The sequence below is a fragment of the Flavonifractor sp. An4 genome (assembly GCF_002161755.1).
In the GTDB taxonomy this organism is placed as follows: Bacteria; Bacillota; Clostridia; order Oscillospirales; family Oscillospiraceae; genus Flavonifractor; species Flavonifractor avicola.
The window spans coordinates 1-21,695 of the sequence record NZ_NFIL01000026.1 but is presented as its reverse complement, the minus strand read 5'-3'; the positions used below and the strand labels follow the sequence as shown (position 1 = coordinate 21,695).

The 21,695-nt window shown below is 48.2% G+C and carries 24 protein-coding genes and 1 pseudogene; 23 read left to right on the top strand and 2 right to left on the bottom strand.

The features are described from left to right. Window positions 1-4 precede the first annotated feature (4 nt). From B5F94_RS11495 to B5F94_RS11475, 5 genes and pseudogenes are all read left to right on the top strand, one after another. Complete coding sequence (locus B5F94_RS11495; RefSeq protein WP_016147945.1) at window positions 5-493, top strand: PcfB family protein; 489 nt, start codon at window positions 5-7, stop codon at window positions 491-493. Further along, window positions 490-2,076, top strand: a pseudogene (locus B5F94_RS11490) (type IV secretory system conjugative DNA transfer family protein); the annotation flags it as partial. The gene B5F94_RS11495 and the pseudogene B5F94_RS11490, both read left to right, overlap by 4 nt. A 102-nt stretch (window positions 2,077-2,178) precedes the next feature. Then, window positions 2,179-2,562, top strand: coding sequence for a TnpV protein (locus B5F94_RS11485; RefSeq protein ID WP_075877599.1), 384 nt, complete (start codon window positions 2,179-2,181; stop codon window positions 2,560-2,562). Window positions 2,563-2,576: 14 nt separating this feature from the next. Continuing rightward, a complete protein-coding gene (locus B5F94_RS11480) occupies window positions 2,577-2,759 on the top strand; it encodes a hypothetical protein (RefSeq protein ID WP_055149758.1) in 183 nt (60 codons plus the stop codon). Between the two features lie 12 nt (window positions 2,760-2,771). After that, window positions 2,772-3,074, top strand: coding sequence for a hypothetical protein (locus B5F94_RS11475; protein WP_015559844.1), 303 nt, complete (start codon window positions 2,772-2,774; stop codon window positions 3,072-3,074). Between the two features lie 80 nt (window positions 3,075-3,154). On the opposite strand, the gene B5F94_RS11470 is transcribed toward B5F94_RS11475, so the two are convergent. Continuing rightward, a complete protein-coding gene (locus tag B5F94_RS11470) occupies window positions 3,155-4,003 on the bottom strand; it encodes a helix-turn-helix domain-containing protein (RefSeq protein ID WP_015559845.1) in 849 nt (282 codons plus the stop codon). Between the two features lie 362 nt (window positions 4,004-4,365). Here B5F94_RS11470 and B5F94_RS11465 point away from each other — a divergent pair, with 362 nt between their 5' ends. From B5F94_RS11465 to B5F94_RS11410, 12 genes are all read left to right on the top strand, one after another. Beyond that, entirely contained in the window at window positions 4,366-4,659 is a 294-nt protein-coding gene (locus B5F94_RS11465; protein WP_015559847.1) for a hypothetical protein, read from the top strand. Beyond that, entirely contained in the window at window positions 4,643-4,948 is a 306-nt protein-coding gene (locus B5F94_RS11460; protein ID WP_015559848.1) for a hypothetical protein, read from the top strand. The genes B5F94_RS11465 and B5F94_RS11460 overlap by 17 nt, the downstream gene beginning before the upstream one ends. A 494-nt stretch (window positions 4,949-5,442) precedes the next feature. Continuing rightward, complete coding sequence (locus B5F94_RS11450) at window positions 5,443-6,687, top strand: serine/arginine repetitive matrix protein 2 (RefSeq protein ID WP_087330263.1); 1,245 nt, start codon at window positions 5,443-5,445, stop codon at window positions 6,685-6,687. 48 nt (window positions 6,688-6,735) lie between these two features. Next, a complete protein-coding gene (locus B5F94_RS11445; RefSeq protein ID WP_079697854.1) occupies window positions 6,736-7,389 on the top strand; it encodes a CHC2 zinc finger domain-containing protein in 654 nt (217 codons plus the stop codon). Beyond that, window positions 7,349-8,707: a virulence-associated E family protein gene (locus B5F94_RS11440; protein ID WP_087330261.1), complete on the top strand. Its 1,359-nt coding sequence runs from the start codon at window positions 7,349-7,351 to the stop codon at window positions 8,705-8,707. The genes B5F94_RS11445 and B5F94_RS11440 overlap by 41 nt, the downstream gene beginning before the upstream one ends. 267 nt (window positions 8,708-8,974) lie before the next feature. After that, complete coding sequence (locus B5F94_RS16730; RefSeq protein WP_204247491.1) at window positions 8,975-9,142, top strand: hypothetical protein; 168 nt, start codon at window positions 8,975-8,977, stop codon at window positions 9,140-9,142. A gap of 72 nt (window positions 9,143-9,214) precedes the next feature. After that, a complete protein-coding gene (locus tag B5F94_RS11435; protein WP_075877594.1) occupies window positions 9,215-10,867 on the top strand; it encodes a recombinase family protein in 1,653 nt (550 codons plus the stop codon). A gap of 135 nt (window positions 10,868-11,002) precedes the next feature. Further along, a complete protein-coding gene (locus B5F94_RS11430) occupies window positions 11,003-11,215 on the top strand; it encodes a helix-turn-helix domain-containing protein (RefSeq protein WP_075877593.1) in 213 nt (70 codons plus the stop codon). Next, window positions 11,202-12,689 carry an Eco57I restriction-modification methylase domain-containing protein gene (locus B5F94_RS11425; RefSeq protein ID WP_075877592.1) on the top strand — a complete coding sequence of 496 codons (1,488 nt, stop codon included), beginning with the start codon at window positions 11,202-11,204 and terminating at the stop codon, window positions 12,687-12,689. The genes B5F94_RS11430 and B5F94_RS11425 overlap by 14 nt, the downstream gene beginning before the upstream one ends. Continuing rightward, window positions 12,686-13,609, top strand: a complete 924-nt coding sequence (locus tag B5F94_RS11420) for a BsuBI/PstI family type II restriction endonuclease (RefSeq protein WP_075877591.1) — start codon at window positions 12,686-12,688, stop codon at window positions 13,607-13,609. The genes B5F94_RS11425 and B5F94_RS11420 overlap by 4 nt, the downstream gene beginning before the upstream one ends. A 49-nt stretch (window positions 13,610-13,658) precedes the next feature. Continuing rightward, window positions 13,659-15,239: an ATP-dependent nuclease gene (locus tag B5F94_RS11415; RefSeq protein WP_075877590.1), complete on the top strand. Its 1,581-nt coding sequence runs from the start codon at window positions 13,659-13,661 to the stop codon at window positions 15,237-15,239. After that, on the top strand, window positions 15,224-16,348 hold the full coding sequence (locus B5F94_RS11410) for a UvrD-helicase domain-containing protein (protein WP_075877589.1): 1,125 nt from the start codon (window positions 15,224-15,226) through the stop codon (window positions 16,346-16,348). Before B5F94_RS11415 ends, B5F94_RS11410 begins: the two co-directional genes overlap by 16 nt. Before the next feature lie 408 nt (window positions 16,349-16,756). Here B5F94_RS11410 and B5F94_RS11405 read toward each other — a convergent pair whose 3' ends face one another. Then, window positions 16,757-17,266, bottom strand: coding sequence for a GNAT family N-acetyltransferase (locus B5F94_RS11405; RefSeq protein WP_087330260.1), 510 nt, complete (start codon window positions 17,264-17,266; stop codon window positions 16,757-16,759). Window positions 17,267-17,354: 88 nt separating this feature from the next. On the opposite strand from B5F94_RS11405, the gene B5F94_RS11400 reads away from it, so the two are divergent. From B5F94_RS11400 to B5F94_RS11375, 6 genes are all read left to right on the top strand, one after another. Further along, window positions 17,355-17,771: a MarR family winged helix-turn-helix transcriptional regulator gene (locus B5F94_RS11400; RefSeq protein ID WP_204247490.1), complete on the top strand. Its 417-nt coding sequence runs from the start codon at window positions 17,355-17,357 to the stop codon at window positions 17,769-17,771. 10 nt (window positions 17,772-17,781) lie between these two features. Beyond that, complete coding sequence (locus B5F94_RS11395) at window positions 17,782-17,967, top strand: cysteine-rich KTR domain-containing protein (protein WP_087330256.1); 186 nt, start codon at window positions 17,782-17,784, stop codon at window positions 17,965-17,967. A gap of 526 nt (window positions 17,968-18,493) precedes the next feature. Then, a complete protein-coding gene (locus B5F94_RS11390) occupies window positions 18,494-18,934 on the top strand; it encodes an RNA polymerase sigma factor (protein WP_087330254.1) in 441 nt (146 codons plus the stop codon). Further along, entirely contained in the window at window positions 18,915-19,166 is a 252-nt protein-coding gene (locus tag B5F94_RS11385) for a helix-turn-helix domain-containing protein (RefSeq protein WP_087330252.1), read from the top strand. Before B5F94_RS11390 ends, B5F94_RS11385 begins: the two co-directional genes overlap by 20 nt. A gap of 385 nt (window positions 19,167-19,551) precedes the next feature. Further along, entirely contained in the window at window positions 19,552-19,725 is a 174-nt protein-coding gene (locus B5F94_RS11380; RefSeq protein WP_087330250.1) for a transposon-encoded TnpW family protein, read from the top strand. Between the two features lie 91 nt (window positions 19,726-19,816). Next, window positions 19,817-21,499 carry a recombinase family protein gene (locus tag B5F94_RS11375; RefSeq protein ID WP_242965664.1) on the top strand — a complete coding sequence of 561 codons (1,683 nt, stop codon included), beginning with the start codon at window positions 19,817-19,819 and terminating at the stop codon, window positions 21,497-21,499. The last annotated feature ends 196 nt before the right edge of the window (window positions 21,500-21,695 follow it).

Genomic DNA, 21,695 nt, shown 5'->3' with positions numbered 1-21,695 from the left:
ACTCATGCAGGAAGAAGTCACCCAGCGCACCGTTGCCCTCTGTGTGGAGGCCACCAAGCTCTCCGCCGGGATGCTGCAACAGGCCATGAAAAAAGTGCTGGACGAGATGCAGAAGGGCGTGACCGGCCACAAGACCAAGCTGCACCACGGCAAGCAGACCCTCCGGCAGCTTATGAAGCACAACACCGGCGTTTCAAACATCGAGATCACCGACCAGAACATCCGGGCCTTTTCCGCCACCGCCAAGAAGTACGGCATTGACTTCGCGCTGAAAAAGGACACCAGCGGCGATATACCCCGCTACCTGGTGTTCTTCAAGGGCCGGGATGCCGACGTTATCACGGCAGCCTTTCGGGAGTTCTCCGCAAAGAACCTGGAGAAAGAGAAAAAGCCCTCCATCCGCAAGGAGCTGGAGCAGGCGAAACAGCAGTCCAAAGCCCAGCACCGCCAGCGGGAGAAGGTCAAGACCAAAGACCGGGGTGTGGAATTATGACGGTTGACTGGAAGAAAAAGCTGATCCCCAACCTCCCGTATCTGCTGTTCGTGTATCTCTTTGACAAGCTCTGCCAGGCGGTGCGCCTTGCGCCCGGCCTTGACGCCTCTGAAAAGTTCCTGCATTTGAGCCAGGGCTTTACGGAGGCGTTTTCTTCTGGGCTGCCCAGCCTGCATCCGCTGGACCTGCTGGTGGGCATTGCCGGGGCGGTCATTGTTCGACTGGCGGTGTATGCCAAGAGCAAGAATACAAAGAAATATCGCAAGGGCATTGAGTACGGAAGCGCCCGGTGGGGCACAGCGGCGGATATTGCCCCCTATGTCGATCCGGTCCCCGACTGGAACATTCCTCTGACCCAGACGGAAAAGCTCACCATGTCCAGCCGACCGAAAAATCCCAAGTACGCCCGGAACAAAAACATCCTGGTTATCGGTGGCAGCGGCAGCGGCAAGACCCGGTTTTTCGTCAAGCCCTCCCTCATGCAGATGCACAGTTCCTATGTGGTCACCGATCCAAAAGGACAGCTTTTGTCCGAGGTGGGGACCATGCTACGGCGGGGCGCCCCCAAGCTGGACGAGAACGGAAAGCCTATGCGGGACACCCGCGGGAAGGTCATCTATGAGCCGTACCGAATCAAGGTCCTCAACACCATCAACTTCAAAAAGAGCATGAAATACAACCCCTTCGCCTACATCCGCAGCGAAAAGGATATTTTGAAGCTGGTCAATGTCATCATTGCCAACACCAAAGGCGACGGAGAAAAATCCTCGGAAGATTTTTGGGTGAAGGCCGAGCGGCTTTTGTACTGCGCCCTGATCGGGTACATCTGGTACGAGGCGGAGCCGGAAGAAAAGAACTTCCTCACGCTGCTGGAGCTCATCAACGCATCGGAGGCCAGAGAGGACGACGAGGAATTTCAGTCGCCCGTGGATATTCTGTTCGCCAAGCTGGAGAAGGAGCACCCGGACCACTTCGCTGTGAAGCAGTACCGCAAATTCAAATTGGCTGCCGGCAAGACCTTGAAATCCATCCTGATTAGCTGCGGCGCCCGCCTTGCCCCCTTCGATATTGCGGAGCTGCGGGAGATCATGTCGGACGACGAACTGGAACTGGACACCCTGGGCGACCGAAAAACGGCGCTGTTTCTCATTATGAGCGATACGGACACCACCTTCAACTTCGTTATCGCCATGCTGCAAAGCCAGCTATTCAATCTCCTTTGCGACAAGGCGGACGACGTGTACGGCGGCAGGCTGCCCGTCCATGTGCGGTGCCTCCTGGACGAGTTCGCCAATATCGGGCAGATACCCAACTTCGACAAGTTGATCGCCACCATCCGGAGCCGGGAAATCTCGGCTTCTATTATTTTGCAGTCCCAAAGCCAGTTAAAGACCATCTACAAGGACGCCGCGGATACCATTGTGGGCAACTGCGACACCACCTTGTTTTTGGGAGGCAAGGAGAAATCCACCCTGAAAGAAATCTCGGAGCTGCTGGGCAAGGAGACCATCGACAGCTTCAATCAATCCGAGAACCGGGGCAGCCAGGTTTCCCACGGCCTCAACTATCAGAAATTAGGAAAGGATGTGCCATAATTCATGGTGACGAGTTCAGTTGCCTTGAATAACAGATGGACAGGGACACGATCAACTGGATTCGGACAAAATCGAATACAGGAGGTCGATATGGAAGAATTAAGAAACCGTATCCATGATGACAGCAACGGTCTGGACTACATTCTTGTCGGCGATTACTACATACCAGACCTGAAGCTGCCGGAGGAAAGCCGCCCCATCGGTAGGTGGGGCCGGATGCACAAGGCATATCTGCAAGAACACCGCTCCGGCCAGTACAATGACCTGCTTCTGTCGGGAAAACTCTGGACGTATCTTGCCGACCTGAACGAGCAGGCCGCTGACCGGCTGGCGTGTATCATCTCGCAGATGCAGGCGGCGGAAGGTGTTACCGAGGAACTGAAAGCCCGTGACCAGCTTGCCTGGGTCGGAGCCATGAACAGCATCCGCAGCCGGGCAGAGGAAATCATCCGGTCTGAGATGATTTATGTTTAAGGAGGTGCATGTCTATGAGATACCGTATCGAATATGCTGATGGACGCTGCTGTAACTTTGCCAATGGCAGGGCTGACCTGCTGGAATGGCTGAAACTGCTGAAGCAAGAGGAAATCTCCGACATCCGCAAAGTATATAAAAGCGGTGTGTCGGATTCCGTCCTGGAAACATACCGGAATTATATCCGTCCAGCATAAGGAGGGCCGCTTATGGGGACAGATATTGAAAAACTGGTTGATTTGATGATTCAGGAGAGGATGCAGAGCCAGTTTGCTAAGTGGCGGGAGGCAGAAACCGGCAAGGAGAAAAAAGCTGACTACCTTCGACTGGAAACCGAGTATCAAAAAGCGGTCAGCGCATTATCCGAGGAACAGAAGGACGCTGTAAAGAATTATTGCGATTCCATTTTCGATTCCGGCGCAGAAAGCGAATGCTTCTTTTACCGGCTGGGCCTTAAAGATGGCATCCGGCTCTGGAAGTTTATGAAAAAGCTGATGAAAACGGTCAGCTAACGGATGTACAACAGCATATTTTATTCCGCCCGCAAACGGGTCGAAAGCCGTCCAACGGTACAGGTTGGGCGGCTTTTCTGTTACCTGCGTTTCTTGCGTTTGGGCGCATAGTACGGCTGCGGCTTGACCTTCCCCCTCATGTTGTTGGGATTTTTGAGCATCTTGGACAGGCTCAGTATCCGCAGGAACGCCGAAAAGTCCTCCGAGGAAATCTTCTCAAATGGTATCTGCATCCTGTCACAAAATTCATGGATTACCATTTCCTCCTGGCTGCCCTGTTCAAGTGCCTGCTCAAACTTTTCCTTGACGTCATCCAGCGTGGGCTGTGGGTCGGCGGTGGTCTTGTCCTTCAGGTGAGCTTCCCGTATATCCTGGACGATGTTATCCAGGTCATCGTGCATGACGTGGCTGTAAAAGTCGCTTTCCTGCACCTGCCCCAGTTCCAGCGTCCGCACATAGAGGTCATCTTCTCCGGGCGCATATTTGCTGAGGACGGTCTGCCGGGTGACCTCCATCACCAGATTCATCTGCTCCACCCGCATATTGGCGATCCGGTCGATACAGATTTCCATATCCACCATCAGCCGCCGGAAGTTTGGGTGTGTAGCCAGTTCGCAGAGAAGCCGGTTGTTAATCTTACCACTCCGCAGAAGTTCAATCATCTCATCGTTCAAATGGAGCGACTGCACATCGGCGTTGGGAACCTCCTTGTTATCGGTCAGCCCCATCAGATAGTCGGCGGACACGCCGTAAAAATCCGCCAGTGTCGCAATCGCAAACGGGCTGATGTCCTTATAGTCATCGCTTTCATATTTTCCCAGCGCCGATCTGGACAGGCCGGTCTGCTCCGCCAACTGTTCCAGCGTCAGGTGTTTGTCCACCACCCGCAAGTCTTTGAGCCGCTCCGGGATTGACAGCTTTGTGTACATCCAATGCCCCCTCTCTCGTTATCGTTTTTTCAGTGAATACACCTATTATAGCACGATTCCATAAGCGTGGAAATATGCGGATTTCGAGCGTTTTTCCAACGTCTTGGATATACGGGAGCAGCCCCCTTTTTTCGGTAAACTGGTTCTTGCAGACAGGCACTGAACCTTGAAAATCGAATGACCGGCTGCAAGGGGTATGACCTCCGGGAAAGTGACGCCAGGACAGAAATCGAGCGCACCAAAGAGGCCGATACGCCGGGAGAAATTCCGGGTAGGAGCGGCTTGCAGGCAGACCGGCGGACAGAAACAAGTTTATCATGCGGGACGTAAGGCTCCGCAGCAAAGAAATGGAGGAAATCATTATGAAACTGAGCATGAAGGAAAAGAAGATTCTCTATGCTTTCGCCTGTCCCAGCCACCACAATACGGTGACACGGCTGAAATGGCTGACGGCCCTGACGGTTGACCCGGAGGCCAAACGCCGGATGCTGGGGCTGGCCCGGAAGGTGGAGACGGAGGTGGACGAAAGCTGGTACGAGGATTTTTACCATCATCTGCGTATGGAGATGGACGAGTACCGCCGTCTCAAGCGCAGCCTGCGTGTGCTGAAATCTTACAATGATTATGAGGAGGATTTATATGAGGAAGCTGTCTAAATATGAGAAAGAAACCATCATCAACTGGAACGAGGCGGAGAACCTTGCCAGCGTCTACACCTTCAACGTCAGCTTGAAGCGCAGGCTGGCGGAGTTCAGCCGGAAGTATCCGCTGCTGTGCCGGTTGGAGCGCAGTACGCCGGAGGGGAGCGTGACCTATGTGCTGGACAAGTCCCGGCTGTCGATCCGGCTCATCCCGCCTTACAGCGAGGAACGGAAAGCCGCCGCCAGCGCCTATGCAAAGGAGCATGGTTTTCAGGTGGTGACGGCAGAAGAAAAAATCGCCTGAAATCGGGGCGATTACGGTCAAAATGCCGGGTCTGCACTCGGTGTTTTGACCGGCAATCCCCGCAGGCGTATTCCGTATCCACTTCCCGCTGATGAGCGTAAATGTGTGGATGCGGAGCCGGTGAAACTGGCGGAAACCGCTTCTGCGGTGGAAGCCAGCTTCGCCGGAGCGGGAGTACAGAGGGCGGCAGGCCCTTTGTGGCTGGGTGCAGGGGCGGCAGCGCACTGCTGGGGTCAAGGGGTGCGGGTCGCCAGTGGCGACCTTTGCAGCAAAGCTGCAAAAGCACCGACCGAGGCGGAAGCCGAGACCAAAGCCCATTGGCAGGTTAAGGGCGGCAGCCATTATCGGGTCAAGGGCGAAGCGCCTTGCCCAGGGAAAGTTGATGCCTGCGTCAACTTGTACTGGGTATTACCTGACGCAAAATTCGCAGGATTTGCGGCTTCGCCGCCCCTTCCCCGGCCCCAGAACATCTTCGCAGGAAGGAGGAAATCTGTTTGAAACTGACACGACACAATGGACGCTCCGGCAAGCATGGCACCTATAATCCCCGCCACAATGACCGCCGGTTCGATGTGGAGAACAGCGAACACATTGACGCAGAACGGGCAAGGCAAAATGTCTACTGGGACTGCTACCGGGGCTTTACGACACACGAGTTCCGGGAGAACCCGGAGCAGCCGGATTTCAGCTTTGAGGAAATCGAGCGGATGTACTACTACGAGCATTACGGCGGCCATGTGGAGGCCCAGAACGCCCGGAATGAGAAAACCCGGCACACGGAGCGCAACCGCACCGTGGAGGACTTGCTGAAAAACAACAAGACCTGCCCGGAGGAAAGCATCTACCAGATCGGCACGATGGGAGAATCCGTCCCGCCGGATACGCTCTTTTCCATTGTCAATGAATTTTATGAGGAATTTGAGCGCCGCTTCGGTTCCCATATCCACATCTTAGACTGGGCGCTCCATCTGGACGAGGGGACGCCCCACATCCATGAGCGGCACGTCTTTGACTGCGAGAACCGCTACGGGGAGCTGTGCCCCCAGCAGGAAAAGGCGCTGGAAGAACTTGGCATCCCTCTCCCCAACCCGGAGAAGCCCAAAGGCCGGAACAACAACCGCAAGCAGACCTTTGATGCGGTCTGCCGGACGATCCTGTTTGACATCGCCAGACGGCATGGGCTGCATCTGGATCAGGAGCCGTCCTACGGAGGGCGGGACTATCTGGAAAAACAGGATTATATCCTGATGAAGCAGAAGGAGCAGCTTGCGGCGCAGGAGCAGAAGCTGGAAGAACTGACGCTCAAAATCGAGGACGTGGAGACTCTGTTAGATGATGTTTCCGATGCGGCCTATGACAAGGCGGTGGAGGTCGTGACCGATACCGTCCGGCAGGAGACACACAAGGAAGATATTCGTCTGGTGGAAGAATCGAAAAAATGGGTGCTTTCGCCGGAACGGAAAGCCCCGAAAAAGGAACGTGAGTATGCCGCTGAGCGTCTGGATGGGGTCATTACCAAAATCAAAAACGCCATGCAGCACGCTCTGGCAAAAATCCAGCGGACGCTGATGCAGCCGGAGGTCAAGCAGTTCGGGAAGGAGCAGGTCAAGAAGAAAGCCAAAGAATCCATTATGGATATGCTGGCAAAGGCAAAGATCAACGCTGACCGGGATAACCGGGAGCGTTGGGAACGGGAGGGGCGGATTGCCCCTACAAAGAAACAGGATATGGAGTTGTAAGGCATCTGATTTTCTGCGGAAAACGGGTGCCTTTTTCTCTGTCTGGAGGTGAGAAAATCGAATGTGTTTGAAGCGGTAAAGCAGGCTGTCCCCACAAGGCAGGCTGCGGAATCTTACGGAGTGCAGGTCGGCAGGAACGGGATGGCCTGCTGTCCCTTCCATGATGACAAACATCCCAGCATGAAGGTTGACCGCCGGTTCCACTGTTTCGGCTGTCAGGCGGACGGGGATGTGATTGATTTTACCGCCCGTCTGTTCGGGCTGAACAAAAAAGAGGCGGCCTTGAAGCTGGCGGAGGATTTCTCGGTCAGCTTTGACGCCAAAGGCCATGACCCGCCCCGCAGGAGGCCGGTCAAACGGAAAATCAGCGAGGAACTGCGCTACCGGCAGGCGGAGCAGAAATGTTTCCGGGTGCTGTGTGATTACCTGCATCTGCTGGAACGCTGGGAGAAGGAATATGCCCCGCAGACGCCGGAGGAAACATGGAACCCGCTGTTTGTGGAGGCCCTGCAAAAAAAGCCGTACACCGAGTATCTGCTGGATATTCTTTTGTCCGGCAGTATGGAGGAACGGGCCTGCGTGGTCGCTGAATACGGAAAAGAGGTGAGGAAGATTGAGCAGCGAATATCAGAGTTTACCGCCAGCCACCCGGCAGGCCGCCATGAGCGCAGCCGAAGCCTTAGCGCCGGAGCAGAGCGTTGACGAGGTTAGGGAAAGCCTCTCCGTCACGGAGAAGGGTCAGCCTGCCAATACCATCGGCAACTGCCGGACAGTGTTCTGCCATGACCCACTGCTGCGTGGGGCAATCCGGCTGAACCTCCTGACTGACCGGGTGGACATCGTGCGGGATTTGGGCTGGCGCAGGAACACCAGCGCCTTGACGGATACGGATGTGAAGTATCTGCTTCTCTATTTTGAGCAGAACTACGGCCTGACCAGCGAGAAGAAAATGACGGCGGCCCTGTCCATTGTGGCGAATGAGAACTGCTACCATCCCATACAGGACGTGCTGAACGGCCTTGTGTGGGACGAGACGCCCCGCATCTGCTCCTGTCTCCATCACTTCTTAGGTGCGGAGGTCAGCGACTATGTGGAGGAAATGTTAAAGCACTTCCTGCTGGGCGCGATCCGGCGGGTGTTTTCTCCCGGCTCCAAATATGAGGAAATGCTTTGTCTGGTGGGTGGACAGGGGGCTGGCAAGTCCAGCTTCTTCCGCCTGCTGGCGATCCGGGACGAGTGGTTCAGTGACGACCTGAAAAAGCTGGATGATGACCGGGTGTTTTTGAAGCTGCAAGGCCACTGGATCATCGAGATGTCAGAGATGCTGGCGACCAGCAGCGCCAAAAGCATTGAGGAAATCCGCTCGTTCATCAGCCGCCAGAAGGAAACCTACCGGACGCCCTACGAGGCCCAGCCCAAAGACCGGCTGCGGCAGTGTGTGTTCGGCGGTTCTTCCAACACGCTGGACTTCCTGCCCCTTGACCGGGCCGGGAACCGGCGTTTCCTTCCCATCATGATTTACCCGGAGAATGCGGAGGTTCACATTTTGGAGGACGAGGACGCTTCCAGGGCCTACCTGTTGCAGGTCTGGGCGGAGGCCATGACGTTTTACCGCAGCGGCCACTACTCCATGAAATTCAGCAAGTCCATCCAGCGGCAGCTTGTGGAGGTGCAGAAGGATTTCATGCCGGAGGACACGGAGGCCGGACAGATACAGGGCTTTCTGGAACACTACACCGGCAGCATGGTCTGCTCCAAACAGCTTTTTAAGGAGGCGCTGGGCCACACCTACGATGAACCGAAGCGGTGGCAGCTTCACAATATCAACGAAATCATGAACACGGTGGTGACAGGCTGGAAGCCATTCTCCAATCCGAGGATGTTCACCGGATATGGCAGGCAGAAGGGCTGGGAACGGGAGGTTTCCGGCAACGAACTGCCCGGCAACGAAGATGAATTTGTGGAACTGAGCGAGGAAGAATGCCGCCAGTTGGAGCTTCCGAAGGAGTGGATTGCCTGAAAATGGCGGTCTGTTGCCGGGATAGTTGCCAGTTGGTTGCTGGGTTCGTTGCCGGGGATTTCCCTGTCTGGATACGGGAAAAGCCAGTAAATAAGGGATATTTTAATCATTATCTTTATCTTCGGCAACGAAAGCAACGAGATTTTTCAAGAAAATTCACAAAGTAAGATTTACAGGCCAGACGGTAGTTTACAGGTTTTTGGAGGTTCGTTGCCGGACTTCGTTGCCGGTACTGCCGTCCGGCCTGTCTCTCTATGGAGGTAGCCTATGGAAAAAAGCAAAAATCAGAAGAATAAAGTCCGTTTTGTGGTGGTGCGGGAGTTCTCCGGGGAGAAATCCATGCGGGAAGCCTTTGAGCAGCTGATCGAGCGCCAGACCTGCGAACACTTCGAGGAATGGCTGGAACATCGGGAAATGGCGGAGAATGCTGCGTAAAAACGGTTGATTCAGGGGCAGGGACATGGTACTATAATGGTATCGTGTCCCTGTTCATAGAAGGAGAACGCTATGAGCAGGAAAAAACAAGTCTATGAGAAAATCACCGCTCTCTACTGCCGTATCTCTCTGGATGACGGCGGCGACAATGAGAGCATGAGCATCAGCAACCAGAAAATCATGCTCCGGGACTTCGCTGAAAAGCATGGAATGTTCCAGTATGAGTATTATGTGGATGACGGCTATACGGGCCGCAATTTCAACCGCCCTGCCTTCCAGCGCATGATCGCTGACATTGGGGCAGGGAAAATCGGCTGCGTCATCACGAAAGACCTATCGAGGCTCGGCAGGAATTATATCGAAGCCGGAAGCTATATCGAAATCTTTTTCCCCAAACACAATGTGCGCTATATCGCCGTCACGGACGGTGTGGACAGCCTGACCCGTCAGGAAATGGACATCACGCCTTTTAAGAATATCCTGAACGATATGTACAGCCGGGATATTTCCAAAAAGGTGCTGGCGGGACGCATGACCCGTTCCCGGCAGGGAAAGTTTTGCGGCGGGCAGCCGCCTCTTGGCCTGATGCGTGACCCGGAGGACAAAGGGCATCTGATCCTTGACCCGGAAACAGCGCCGGTGATCCGAAAAATTTATGATATGGCACTGGACGGCTGGGGCTGTATGCGGATCGCAAAGCAGCTCATGGATGATAAAATCCCCATCACCAGAGTAAAAAGCAATACAGAATGTGACGTGAACTACTATTCATGGGGGAGCGCAAGGATCAGCCATATCCTGCGGAATCCCTTTTATAAGGGCGCACATCTTGTCTGCCGGACACATCAGAAAGGCATCCGCTCCAACACCTATGACATTATCCCCCGTGAGGAATGGGAGGTCATTGAGGGCTGCCATGAGGCGATTGTGACGCCGGAAGAATGGGAACAGGTGCAGGAAATCATTGACCGCAGGCCAACCATTATGAAAGGCAACGCCTGCCCCTTCTATAACCTGTTCCACGGATTGGTTTACTGCGCCACCTGCGGGAAGTCCATGCAGGTGCGGTATGAAAAAGTCGGCAGAACCGGGAAGAACCGTTTCACCGGCGAGATGCGTGAGCCGATTGATAAGGCATACTATATCTGCCAGACCTACAACCGGCTGGGCAAAAACGCCTGTACCAGCCACAAGATTGAGGCAAGGGATTTGTACAATCTGGTGCTGAAGGATATACAGGAATTGGCGGAGCAGGCCATGAAGGACGCCGATGCGTTCTACCAGCGGCTCAGCAGCCGGATGGAGCGCCGGTATCTGGTGGACGCTTCCCAGACAGAGAAGGAACGGAAACGGCTGGAAGCTCGGAATCAGGAAATTGACGGGATGGTTTTAAGCCTGTACACGGATAAGGCAAAAGGCATCCTGACCGAACAGCGGTTTATGAAGCTGACGGCGGCGCTGGAACAGGAGCAGGAAGCCAACCAGAAACGCCTGCACGATCTGGCGGTGATGCAGAGCCGGGCGGATGCCCAAGAAAGCGAAGTCCGCACCTTTATCAAGGAAATCCGGCGCTATGCCGCCATTGAGGAACTGGACGAGGCGATACTGAACCGGCTTATCAGCAAAATCCTGATTGGCGAGGTCAAGAAGGTGGACGGTCAGAAGGTGCAGGAGGTCAGGATCGTGTATAACTTTGTCGGGGAAATCCCGGAGATTGCAGCGTAACGGTTTACCTCACCTCTCTTGTTGAGAGGTGAGTTTTTTTGCGTTCGAGACTCATGATATTATGAGATTATCTTGAATGTTCATGCACATCATGTTACAATAGTCACGAATTCAAGAGCGAATGGAGATTTTGTCATGTTGGTTAGTTATGATAAGCTATGGAAAATACTAATAGATAAAAAAATGAATCGGACTGACCTAAAGGAGCACGCGGGGATTAGTTTTAATATACTTGCCAAAATGGGACGCAACGAATTTGTATCGATGGAAAGTCTCTATAAAGTATGTACGGCACTGAACTGTGATATTGGCGATATAATGGAGTTTACAAGCAATGAACAAGATTGATTATGTCGTAACCTCGACAACAAAGTATATCGAGCAAATGACTAAAGCCCAAAGAAAAAAATACGGACAATTCTTTACAAGTAAAGAAACTGCTGTGTTCATGGCAGAATTATTTGACTTACAATCTGCCTCTGGAACTGTTTCGATTCTTGATCCTGGTGCTGGCTCTGGTATTCTTTCGACTGCATTGATTGAGCGAATGCTGGATGTCGCTGCGATTACTAAAATCAAACTGGTTTGCTATGAGAGTGATACTAATATTTTGGAGTTGCTACGTTCAAACATGGATTGGGTGTGTGCTCATGCTTCAAAGCCAATAGAGTATGAAATTGTGGCGGATAACTATATCCTTTCACAAATGGCAGACTATAATCATATGTTGTGGGAATCGCCTAATCCACCCAAATATGACTATGTCATTGGCAATCCTCCATATATGAAGATCCCAAAAGATGCACCGGAGGCCTTAGCAATGCCGGATGTCTGTTATGGAGCGCCGAATTTATACTTTATCTTTGCTTCAATGAGTCTATTCAACCTTAAAAGCGATGGAGAAATGGTATATATCATTCCCCGCTCTTGGACTTCGGGCGCCTATTTCAAAAAATTCCGTCAAAAGTTTTTAGATGAGGGTGCCTTAGAGCATATCCATCTATTTGTAAGTCGTGATAAAGTATTTGAAAAAGAAAGTGTGCTGCAAGAAACCATCATTATCAAGGTGAAAAAGGCAAAAAACAAACCTCAAAATGTCACAATAACGACTACACAAAGTAATGCTGATTTTTCCCAAAAGACAGTGTTCCATGCCCCTTATGATACGGTTGTGAACGGCAAGGATCAATATGTGTATCTGGTTACAAATGCTAAAGAAGTCGAAACTTTAGAGAGACTAAACCGATTGCCTAATACTTTACCTAGCATTGGTCTTAAAATGAAAACTGGCTTAACGGTCGATTTCCGAAATCGTGAGGCATTACGAGATCATGCGGAAGCAACGGCTGTTCCATTATTTTATTCTCAACATATAAAAAACGGAAAAGTTGAGTTCCCGATTGGCAAAGAACATGAATATCTCGTCACCGAACAAAATGGGCTTTTACAAAAAAATTCAAACTATCTTTTTGTAAAAAGGTTTACAGCCAAAGAGGAACATCGAAGACTTCAATGCGGAATTTATTTAGCTCGTAAGCATCCTGAATACAGAGAAATCAGCACACAAAATAAGATTAATTTTATTTGTGGATTGCATGAATTATCTGAGTGTGTGGTATACGGTTTATATGTACTATTTAATTCCACTCTATATGATTGCTATTATAGAATTCTGAATGGATCTACGCAGGTAAACTCTACTGAAATAAACTCGATGCCAGTGCCGCCAATGAACACGATTGAGGCTATGGGTAAAGCGCTGATTCGTAGTAAGGATATGTCAGAAGCCTCTTGTGACAACATTTTAAGGAGCTTTATATGAGTAAATTAACAGATGCAAAAGAAATTTTGAATGCACTACAAGTCCCTGCAAAACAGCAAAATGGAATGTGCTGCTGTGTATTGCTTGCTATGGCAGGCCTAACGGAAGACATCCCCTGGTCGGATGCCACAAATAATTGGATTCGGATACATGATGTAATTGCTTTTGCCAATAGCCATTATGGAATGACTTATGCAGAGAACAGCCGAGAAACTTTTCGCAAGCAGGCGATGCATCACTTTAGAAACGCTGCATTTATTGAGGATAACGGTAAAGCAACAAATAGCCCAAATTATCGCTATCGTCTGACGAACGAAATGTTGAGACTGATTCAAAGTTTTGGACAGGATATGTGGGAGCAACAGTTGACCACATTTCTAAAAAACCATGACTCGCTTATTGAGTTATATGCTTCTAAGCGATCTATACAGAAGATGCCAGTAAAGATTAATGGGGCAGATTTCACTTTCTCACCAGGAAAACACAATCAGCTCCAAAAAGCAATCATCGAAGAATTTGCACCTCGTTTTGCACCGAATGCCGAGTGTCTCTATATCGGAGACACTATTGAAAAGGACTTGGTTAAAAATGAAGCCAAACTATGGGAGTTAGGATTTTCCATTACGCTGCATGATAAAATGCCGGATGTTGTTCTGTATTCCGAAGAAAGAAACTGGCTCTATTTTATAGAGGCGGTAACATCTGTAGGGCCTATGGAGCCGAAGCGTATCAAAGAAATTGGTGAAATGACCAGCGGCGTAACAGCTGGGAAAATCTATATTACTGCTTTCCTGGACTTCAAAACATTTAAGAAGTTTTCTGAAACGCTTGCTTGGGAAACAGAGGTTTGGATTGCTGACATGCCGGATCATATGATTCACTTGAACGGCGACAAGTTCTTAGGGCCACGAGAAAAATAACACTCTGTTGACTTAGATTAAAATGGTGGGGAGGGACGTTAAACATCGGATGAACTACATAAAATTATTGCACATAGAGGGCTTCAAGAAATTTGTCTCCCTTGATGTGCCGTTTAATGAACATATGAATATTCTTGTTGGCGAAAATGAGGCTGGAAAAAGTACGATTTTGGATGCTCTAAAAACCGTACTGAACCAGCAATATCGAACCGCAGATAAATCTGTATTGCGAGATTTATTTAATGCACAGATGGTTGCTGAATTTCGTGCAAATCCTAGCGTCAATACTCTACCTAAAATCTATATTGAAGTAGAATTGGTGCTTGATCCGCAAGAAAAAAATGCTTCATACTTTTACGGAGAGGTGTATGGGCGGAGGCAGCAGCAGACCGAGAAGTACGGCATTCGCTTTGAATGTAAGTATGACGAAGAACTCGGCGTTGGTATGGAGCAATCAATCTTAGAGGGTAAAATTCCTTATGAGTACTATGCTTTGACATGGACAACCTTTGCTAACCGCCCATACCAGATTATCAAAAGACCGCTAAACTTCTTGTCAATTGACACAACTAACGGTGCGGCAGCTTCATCATTTAATTATTACAACAGAACTCTATTTACAAGTAGATACGATGAAGCAACCAGAGCAAGAGCAAAAAACGAATTTCGTTCCAAATTAGAGGATGTTCTTGAAGCTGCTAATTTACCGCCAATCAGTGAGAACAGAAAATTCGGTATAGATAGTAAGAAGGTCGTCTTGGAAACTATTCTTTCTGTGTATGAGGACTCTATTGCCTTAGAAAATCGTGGTAGCGGAATGGAGAGCCTTATTAAGACGCAAATTGCTCTATCCAGAACGAGCGGTTTAGATGTCATTCTGATGGAGGAGCCAGAGAATCATCTTAGCTTTTCGACCTTGCAAAAAATGCTTCAGGAAATTTCTGGCCAGCAGGACAATTCGCAGATAATTTTAGCCACTCATAACAATATGATTGCCAGTCGGTTAAATCTAAATAATGTTTTGTGGATCACTTCAGATGGTGTTAAGACACTGGCAAATGTAGATGAAGATGTAGCAAAATTCTTTGTGCGAGCAGATGATAATGCCTTTTTACAATTACTGCTGTCCAAAAAGGTTTTTCTTGTTGAAGGGGCGACAGAATTTCTCCTTCTCCCTATGTTCTACGAACAAATCACCGGACGTGCTATTGAAAAAGATAGTGTTTCTATAATTTCTTGCAATGGTATTTCTTATAAGCGATACCTTGAGATTGCAAAAGCTACCGATAAAAGAATTGCAGTTATTACCGATAATGACGAAGAACCTTTCAGAATTGAGGAAGCTAATGCCTTTAATCGATCCAATAATTTGCAACATATTTTTATGGGGGCTACGACAGATGAGTGGACATGGGAAGCCTGTATTTATAAAGTAAATAAAGATGCTTTGGATGAAATGATTACTGTTCAGGCAGGAGCAGAGTATAAATTTCATGGTAAAGATTATGGCGCTGTATTAGGAAAAATGTTAAACCATAAGGTTGATGTTGCCTATCAGATGCTAACCTCGAATACCACATTTGTGGTGCCGCAGTATATAAAGGATGCAATCGGATGGCTAAGCGAGTAATTTTGGCAGTAGCTGGTGCGGGGAAAACCTATCACATTTGCCATGAGATAGATCCCCAAAAGCGAAATCTCATATTGGCTTTCACTCACGAAAATATTCACAACATCCAAAAAGAGCTTTATGATGCTTACAAGTGTATGCCGGAGTTAACAACTGTGGCAACATTTGATTCATTTGTTTATCATGAATTGATACTTCCTTATGAACCGAGCATAGGGGAGCATTTTGGACAGCCTGGGTTTGTTAGCTGTGGAATTTGTATGATAGACCCTCCGCCTCAAAGAATAAAAACTAAAACAGGAAAATCCATTGCGAATCCGCTTTATGAGCCCAAAGATCAACTTGCACACTATATTACGGACAGAAAACAGTATTACTGTGCTACTTTATCGGAACTGGCCTTACAGGTGAAGAAAAAGCGAGAGTCACTTATAAAGAGAGTGGCAGCAAGACTGAATATGTTTTATGACTGTGTGCTGATAGATGAGTTTCAGGATTTTCGGGAGCATGACTATGATTTGATTATAGCATTGGCGAAACAACTGAACGATGTTGTACTTGTCGGTGATTATTATCAGCACTCCGTTTCGGCAACTAATAATTCTGGAAGACCCTTTAAGAAAAAGTCTGTAGATGTCAGCTATGATGAATTTATCGGTGAGTTGGAACGTGCGGGATTTGAAGTGGACATAACCACTCTGGATAAATCCAGACGTTGCTCTACAGAAGTGTGTGAATATGTAAGCAACAAACTTGGCATCGAAATTATGTCTTTCGGTACAAATCCCGGATCGGTAATTTGGGTAGATGAAAATGCGTCACGCGTACTCGAAGATCCGTCTATTATAAAATTGGTCTACAAAGGTGCGTCACGTTACACGTTCAGGGCAATGAATTGGTCGTACTCTAAAGGAGATACTGTAGATGCGGCTTGTGTAATTTTAACAGATGATTTTGAAAAATTGGCTGATGACAGTTTTTCAACAAACCGTATCTCTGTTGTAACCCTTAACAGGCTATATGTTGCAATGACACGAAGTCGTGGCAATTTATATCTGATGCGCTTTTCGACTTTCAAAAAAATCCGCGATTCATACATTAAAGTATAAGGGTTTTAGCTGCTGCTAACAATTAAAATCCTTACGTTTATACCTTACAAAAAATTCATATAGAGTACATATTGCACAAAAAGGCAGACACTATTGAAGATGAATTTCTTTGATAGCGTCTGCCTTTTTTGAATTCATCACTTGACATTGTGGCAAAGAGCTGATGACCCAGGACGAAATCGCGGTGATGGACGGAGGCAAGTGTAAAATCGTACAATGGTACAGGTCTTTTTGCCATTATTCATTCACCCTATTACATTCTACTGTTCACCTTTCTTTTTGGATATGTCTATATAATTCATATAATTAGCTTAAATAATTCCTTGTATTCAAGAGAAAAATCATAGGATGAATTGAAAAATAATAAGAAAAAAATAACAGCCGGGTAGTTAGTCCGGCTGTTAATGATTAGAGTATTCTTTTAGAATATCGAACTTCAAGTAGTTTTACTCCAATTTCAATTTCTTTAGAATTACCATCTAACTTAAATCCATTTCTTTCATAAAATCTTTTTGCTCGAAGATTATTATTTAATACCCATATTGTAATTTCGGAAAAACCTAAATCTTTTAATCTGTTTATGCAAAATTGAAATCCTTTTTGTGTGGTTTCGGTTCCCCAAAAATCCGGGTGAAAATAAATTGAATATATCTCTCCAATATAATCGGGCATATTCTTCTCGTGTGATTTAGCTAATGACGCAATTCCTGCTGGACGATCATCGACTTTGAATAAATAATACTCCTCTAAAGGATTTTTCAGTACGTCCAAAAAAATCTTTGCTCGATTTTCTGGTGTAAAAGTTTTAATTATTTCATCTGGTATTATTCCTGTATATGCTTCTTGCCATGAGCAGGAATGAACATACCCCATATCAAACGCAAATTCTTTTGTTGCTCTAATAACTTGGAAATCCATAAAAATATTTCATCTCCTCTTGACAATGTAGTACGATAATCGTATTATTATAGTACGATTATCGTACCATATAGAGAGGTGAATGTCAATGGATAAAGTTCAGGCTCTAAACGAGCTTTGGCATATAGTTGGTATGCGTATGAAAAGCGAAATGTACAGTGGAAAATATCCAGCAATACTTAGTATCTCCATGATAGAATTAAGCATTTTGGAAACTGTCGAACGCAATCCAAATTGTATGATGAAAAAAGTTAGTGAACTATTGGGGTTGCCTAAAAGTACATTAACAAGTGCGGTGAAAAGACTTGAAGCGAAAGGATATTTGCGGAGAAGTCAAAGCGATAGCGACAAACGCGCCTACAATTTAGAACTAACAGAATGGGGAGCACAAGCCCAGACGGAACATCGTGAAATTGAAAAGTCGATATTTGAAAACTTGTTACAGCAACTTAATACAGAAGAAACAAGTATTTTTCTCGAACTTTTCACAAAAGCAGTAAATTAGAGGGCAGAACATGGAGAACATATGGTTGCTGTGTCCTGTTTGCAAAAACAAGACACGAATAAAAGTACGAGGAGATACAGAACTTATAAACTTCCCTCTGTATTGCCCTAAATGTAGGCAAGAAACGCTAATCAATGTAAAACGACTGAATACAACAGTTATCAAAGAGCCAGACGCACAGACGCAGAGCCGATAACACGCTGATCAAAATGCGGTTATCGGCTCTTTTTTTTTTGACAACTGCTTGCGCTGTACGATTGCTGGTTAAGCGGAAAAATCTAACCGCTGCTATTAGTCTGTGTACGGTTGCAGACCGGAAAGCGGCGGTTTTGAATAATCAATCAAAGCCGCCGTTTTCCTTTTTGAAAAAATTAGGTTGCGGGGGTGTGTTAAAGTCGCCCTTTTTTGAGGATACGGCGGTATCTGGGAGGTATCGCCGTGTCCATTTTTATTTGTAACAACCCGCCTAATACTTTGCGGTCAAAAAAAGCTATGCCCCGCCAGCGGGATATTCCGGCTATGAATATGAACTGTTAATACACCTGAATACTTCGTACATTTCTTTTGCGCCCGTCCGCGTTTTGCGGACGGGCGCATTTTGCATTTCTCAAAAGTTTTTTCAAAAACTTTGCTTTTCCATTTGGCACAAACACGGTACGTCCGTGGAAGGCAGCCGAAAGGGGATAAATAACCCGCCCCCGGGAACGAGAGGGGGTGAGAACATGGATTACCCTGCTCGGTTTGAATGGCAGACAAGATGTGAGTTTAATGCGTACTGCAAACGCACGTTACGCAACGAACTGATCGACGCCTGCAGGGAACGCAAAAGCCGCAAGCAGCACGAAGTGAGCTTTGCAGACCTTACCCCGCACGAAGAAAAGCAGCTTTATACCGTTGACAGATATTTTGTAAACGAGGACGAAGAAGCCTTTTACGCGGGCGGTTTGAAGATCACCGCAAAACTGCTTGCCGAAGCTCTGCACACCCTGCCGAACGAAAAACGTCAAGCCATATTGCTGTACTACTTTTTCGACATGACAGATGTTGAGATTGCGGAGTTGATGAAAGTACCCCGCAGCACAGTACAGTACCGCCGGACAAGCTCTTTTGAACTGCTAAAACGATACTTGGAGGAACGCGCCGATGAATGGGACGAATTGTAACACCGACGAGCGCGGCTTATTGCCCTACCCGGTCATTTTAGCCGCCACAAAGGGCGACCCGGAAGCCATGAGCATTGTCATGCAGCACTACCAAAGCTACATAGCCCACCTGTCTATCCGAAAAATCCGCGACGAGCGCGGCAACAACTATTACGGTATAGACGAGGATTTACGGGAACGGCTGCAAGCAAAGCTCATGCGGGCTGTCCTATCCTTTAGGGCAGAAAAGTAACGCAAGCGTCCCCCTTTCCGCTTGGCGCAAATCTGCTCATTTGTACCTTGACAAAGAAAGCCTTCGGGCAGCATAAGGCAGACGGATACGATCTGTTGTGTGGAGCCGGTCGGCCGGTGCGCCATGACCCTGTTGCAAGTCCGCAGGACGGGACCCCTACCAAACAGGTGAGCGACAAAACCAGGCCGCGAAACAGGTGTGGCAGCTTGTGGGCGAGGATGCACAGACAGGATAATGAGACTCCCGCGTTGAACGCCCTCAAAGCATTGCGCGGCGCACCCATCAGCATGGGCCGGGGTGAGATTCCCGTGGAGCTGCGGCCAGCAGCCATCCGTTTTCTGCCTCTTTTATGGTTTTTATGTAATGGCATGAAAGGGGCCTTATTATGCAGAAAATTCAATCTGAAAATAAATATGCCCCGCCTATGCGGAGCAAAAAGAAGATCGGCAACACAACCTTTATCGTCAATTCCTTTTTCCCTCAAAAGGGAAATCAGACGATTGCCTCCAAACTGGAGAACCTGATAAAAGCCGATGTTCAGAAAGAAACTGTGACTTGAAAACCTCCTAACAGGCAGACAGGGAAAAGAAAGCGCGGTATAATGAAGTTGGACTTCAATATCGTGTTTGACTGCCAGATAGGAGGTATTTATGTATTATCAGTCAAACACCGCTGCCGCGCTTCAATTCCCTTACACGGCTATGAGCTCCGAAGAACTTACGGCTTTGTATTGTCGCTTATCCCGTGACGATGAATTGCAGGGTGACAGCAATAGTATTGTAAACCAGAAAAAAATCCTGGAAAAGTATGCCCGTGAGCATGGATACAGCAATTTCAAATTCTATGTTGATGATGGCATCTCAGGTACGACCTTCAACCGCCCAGGCTTTCAGCAGATGATTGCAGACATTGAGGCTGGCCTTGTCAAGAGGGTCATCATCAAGGATATGTCGCGTTTCGGACGTGATTATCTGCAAGTCGGCATGTATACGGAGATCATGTTTCCCGAACATGATATTCACTTTATTGCGGTGAATGATGGTGTAGACAGCACTCAGGGCGACAACGAGTTTACGCCCTTCCGCAATATCATCAATGAATGGTACGCCAAAGACACCAGCAAAAAAATCCGTGCCGTTATGAAAGTGAAAGGCAATGCGGGGGAGCATTTGGCTACCATGCCTCCGTATGGATACATGAAATCGTCTGATGATAAAAAGCAATGGGTGAAGGATGAAGAAGCGGCCCAGGTGGTTTATGAAATCGGTCTTTATATCATGGACGGATTGGGACCCTCGCAGATCGCAAGAAAGCTGACGGAAAGAAAAATCCTTACTCCGGCTGCTTACTATGAGAGTAAAGGCAGGACGACCAATGTCACAAAGAAAGGTTCTCCTTATGCCTGGGATTCTTCTACGATTGCCGACATCATGGACCGCTGGCGTGAATACCTGGGGCACACAGTTAATTTCAAAACCCGCAAAAAATCCTACAAGAGCAAAAAGACCCTTCTCAATCCAGAAACCGAGTGGAAGATTTTTGAGAATACCCATGAAGCCATCTGGACAGAGGCGATTGCCGATGCAGCAAGGCTTGCAAGGCAGACGCGGCGCCGACCCACAAAGATGGGAGAAATGGGGATGTTCTCCGGCATGATGTTCTGCGCCGACTGCGGCTCCATCATGTATCAATGCAGAGCAACCAATTTCCGGCGCGATCAGGAATATTACCTGTGTTCGGGCTATCGGAAAAGCCGTGACGTATGCGGGCAGACACATTCCATCCGAACTGTTATCCTGGAGGAATTGGTTCTGCAAAATCTGCGTGAAATTGTTTCCTTTGCATCACAGCGCAAAGACGATTTTGTAAAGATGGTTATGGATGCGGATATGCACCAACGTAACCGAGGTTTGGCAAAGCGGAAGAAAACATTGGCTGATGCTGAAAAGCGGATCGCAGAACTGGACACCATTTTCAAGCGGCTCTATGAAGATACCATTTCGGGAAAACTTTCTGACGAGCGTTTCCAAAAGCTCTCCGCTGACTACGAGAAAGAACAGCATCAGCTTCAAGAGTTAGCGGCTGTCCTCCGTGGTGAAATCGAAGCAGAGGAACAAAAAAGTGCCAATGTGGAAAGGTTTCTCTCCGTTGTAGAACGGTATACGGAAATTCCCGAATTGACCCCATGTATCTTGCATGAGTTTGTCGAGAAGATCGTTGTCCATGCTGCCAGCGATCCGAAGGGCAAGAAGCGCACCCAGGAAATTGACATCTACTATAAGGGCATTGGAGCCCTGGAAGTATCCAAAGTCACTTCATCAAGGCAAGAATGAGAAAAACGGCATAGCCGAAGCTATACCGTTTCTCTCTTGCCCCACGATGTTTTCTTATCGGGAGACACCTTTCGGGCCGCCCTTTTTTGTATAAAGAAAACCACTCGCTAGGCGAGTGGTTCAAAAAAGCCTAAGGCGATGAAAAAGATAAAAAAACTCCCTTTGCTATAATAGGAGTGCGGTCTGCCAACTGCAC

Excerpts from the sequence above, each read along its gene's own strand:
- B5F94_RS11385 (WP_087330252.1), top strand. The coding sequence starts at position 18,915 with ATGAATGGGACGAATTGTAACACCGACGAGCGCGGCTTATTGCCCTAC.
- B5F94_RS11440 (WP_087330261.1), top strand. The coding sequence starts at position 7,349 with ATGAGCGCAGCCGAAGCCTTAGCGCCGGAGCAGAGCGTTGACGAGGTT.
- B5F94_RS11405 (WP_087330260.1), bottom strand. The coding sequence starts at position 17,266 with ATGGATTTCCAAGTTATTAGAGCAACAAAAGAATTTGCGTTTGATATG.
- B5F94_RS11480 (WP_055149758.1), top strand. The coding sequence starts at position 2,577 with ATGAGATACCGTATCGAATATGCTGATGGACGCTGCTGTAACTTTGCC.
- B5F94_RS11470 (WP_015559845.1), bottom strand. The coding sequence starts at position 4,003 with ATGTACACAAAGCTGTCAATCCCGGAGCGGCTCAAAGACTTGCGGGTG.
- B5F94_RS11430 (WP_075877593.1), top strand. The coding sequence starts at position 11,003 with ATGTTGGTTAGTTATGATAAGCTATGGAAAATACTAATAGATAAAAAA.
- B5F94_RS11475 (WP_015559844.1), top strand. The coding sequence starts at position 2,772 with ATGGGGACAGATATTGAAAAACTGGTTGATTTGATGATTCAGGAGAGG.
- B5F94_RS16730 (WP_204247491.1), top strand. The coding sequence starts at position 8,975 with ATGGAAAAAAGCAAAAATCAGAAGAATAAAGTCCGTTTTGTGGTGGTG.
- B5F94_RS11375 (WP_242965664.1), top strand. The coding sequence starts at position 19,817 with ATGTATTATCAGTCAAACACCGCTGCCGCGCTTCAATTCCCTTACACG.
- B5F94_RS11395 (WP_087330256.1), top strand. The coding sequence starts at position 17,782 with ATGGAGAACATATGGTTGCTGTGTCCTGTTTGCAAAAACAAGACACGA.
- B5F94_RS11380 (WP_087330250.1), top strand. The coding sequence starts at position 19,552 with ATGCAGAAAATTCAATCTGAAAATAAATATGCCCCGCCTATGCGGAGC.
- B5F94_RS11415 (WP_075877590.1), top strand. The coding sequence starts at position 13,659 with ATGAACTACATAAAATTATTGCACATAGAGGGCTTCAAGAAATTTGTC.
- B5F94_RS11485 (WP_075877599.1), top strand. The coding sequence starts at position 2,179 with ATGGAAGAATTAAGAAACCGTATCCATGATGACAGCAACGGTCTGGAC.
- B5F94_RS11460 (WP_015559848.1), top strand. The coding sequence starts at position 4,643 with ATGAGGAAGCTGTCTAAATATGAGAAAGAAACCATCATCAACTGGAAC.
- B5F94_RS11495 (WP_016147945.1), top strand. The coding sequence starts at position 5 with ATGCAGGAAGAAGTCACCCAGCGCACCGTTGCCCTCTGTGTGGAGGCC.
- B5F94_RS11465 (WP_015559847.1), top strand. The coding sequence starts at position 4,366 with ATGAAACTGAGCATGAAGGAAAAGAAGATTCTCTATGCTTTCGCCTGT.
- B5F94_RS11435 (WP_075877594.1), top strand. The coding sequence starts at position 9,215 with ATGAGCAGGAAAAAACAAGTCTATGAGAAAATCACCGCTCTCTACTGC.
- B5F94_RS11400 (WP_204247490.1), top strand. The coding sequence starts at position 17,355 with ATGGATAAAGTTCAGGCTCTAAACGAGCTTTGGCATATAGTTGGTATG.
- B5F94_RS11420 (WP_075877591.1), top strand. The coding sequence starts at position 12,686 with ATGAGTAAATTAACAGATGCAAAAGAAATTTTGAATGCACTACAAGTC.
- B5F94_RS11425 (WP_075877592.1), top strand. The coding sequence starts at position 11,202 with ATGAACAAGATTGATTATGTCGTAACCTCGACAACAAAGTATATCGAG.
- B5F94_RS11410 (WP_075877589.1), top strand. The coding sequence starts at position 15,224 with ATGGCTAAGCGAGTAATTTTGGCAGTAGCTGGTGCGGGGAAAACCTAT.
- B5F94_RS11390 (WP_087330254.1), top strand. The coding sequence starts at position 18,494 with ATGGATTACCCTGCTCGGTTTGAATGGCAGACAAGATGTGAGTTTAAT.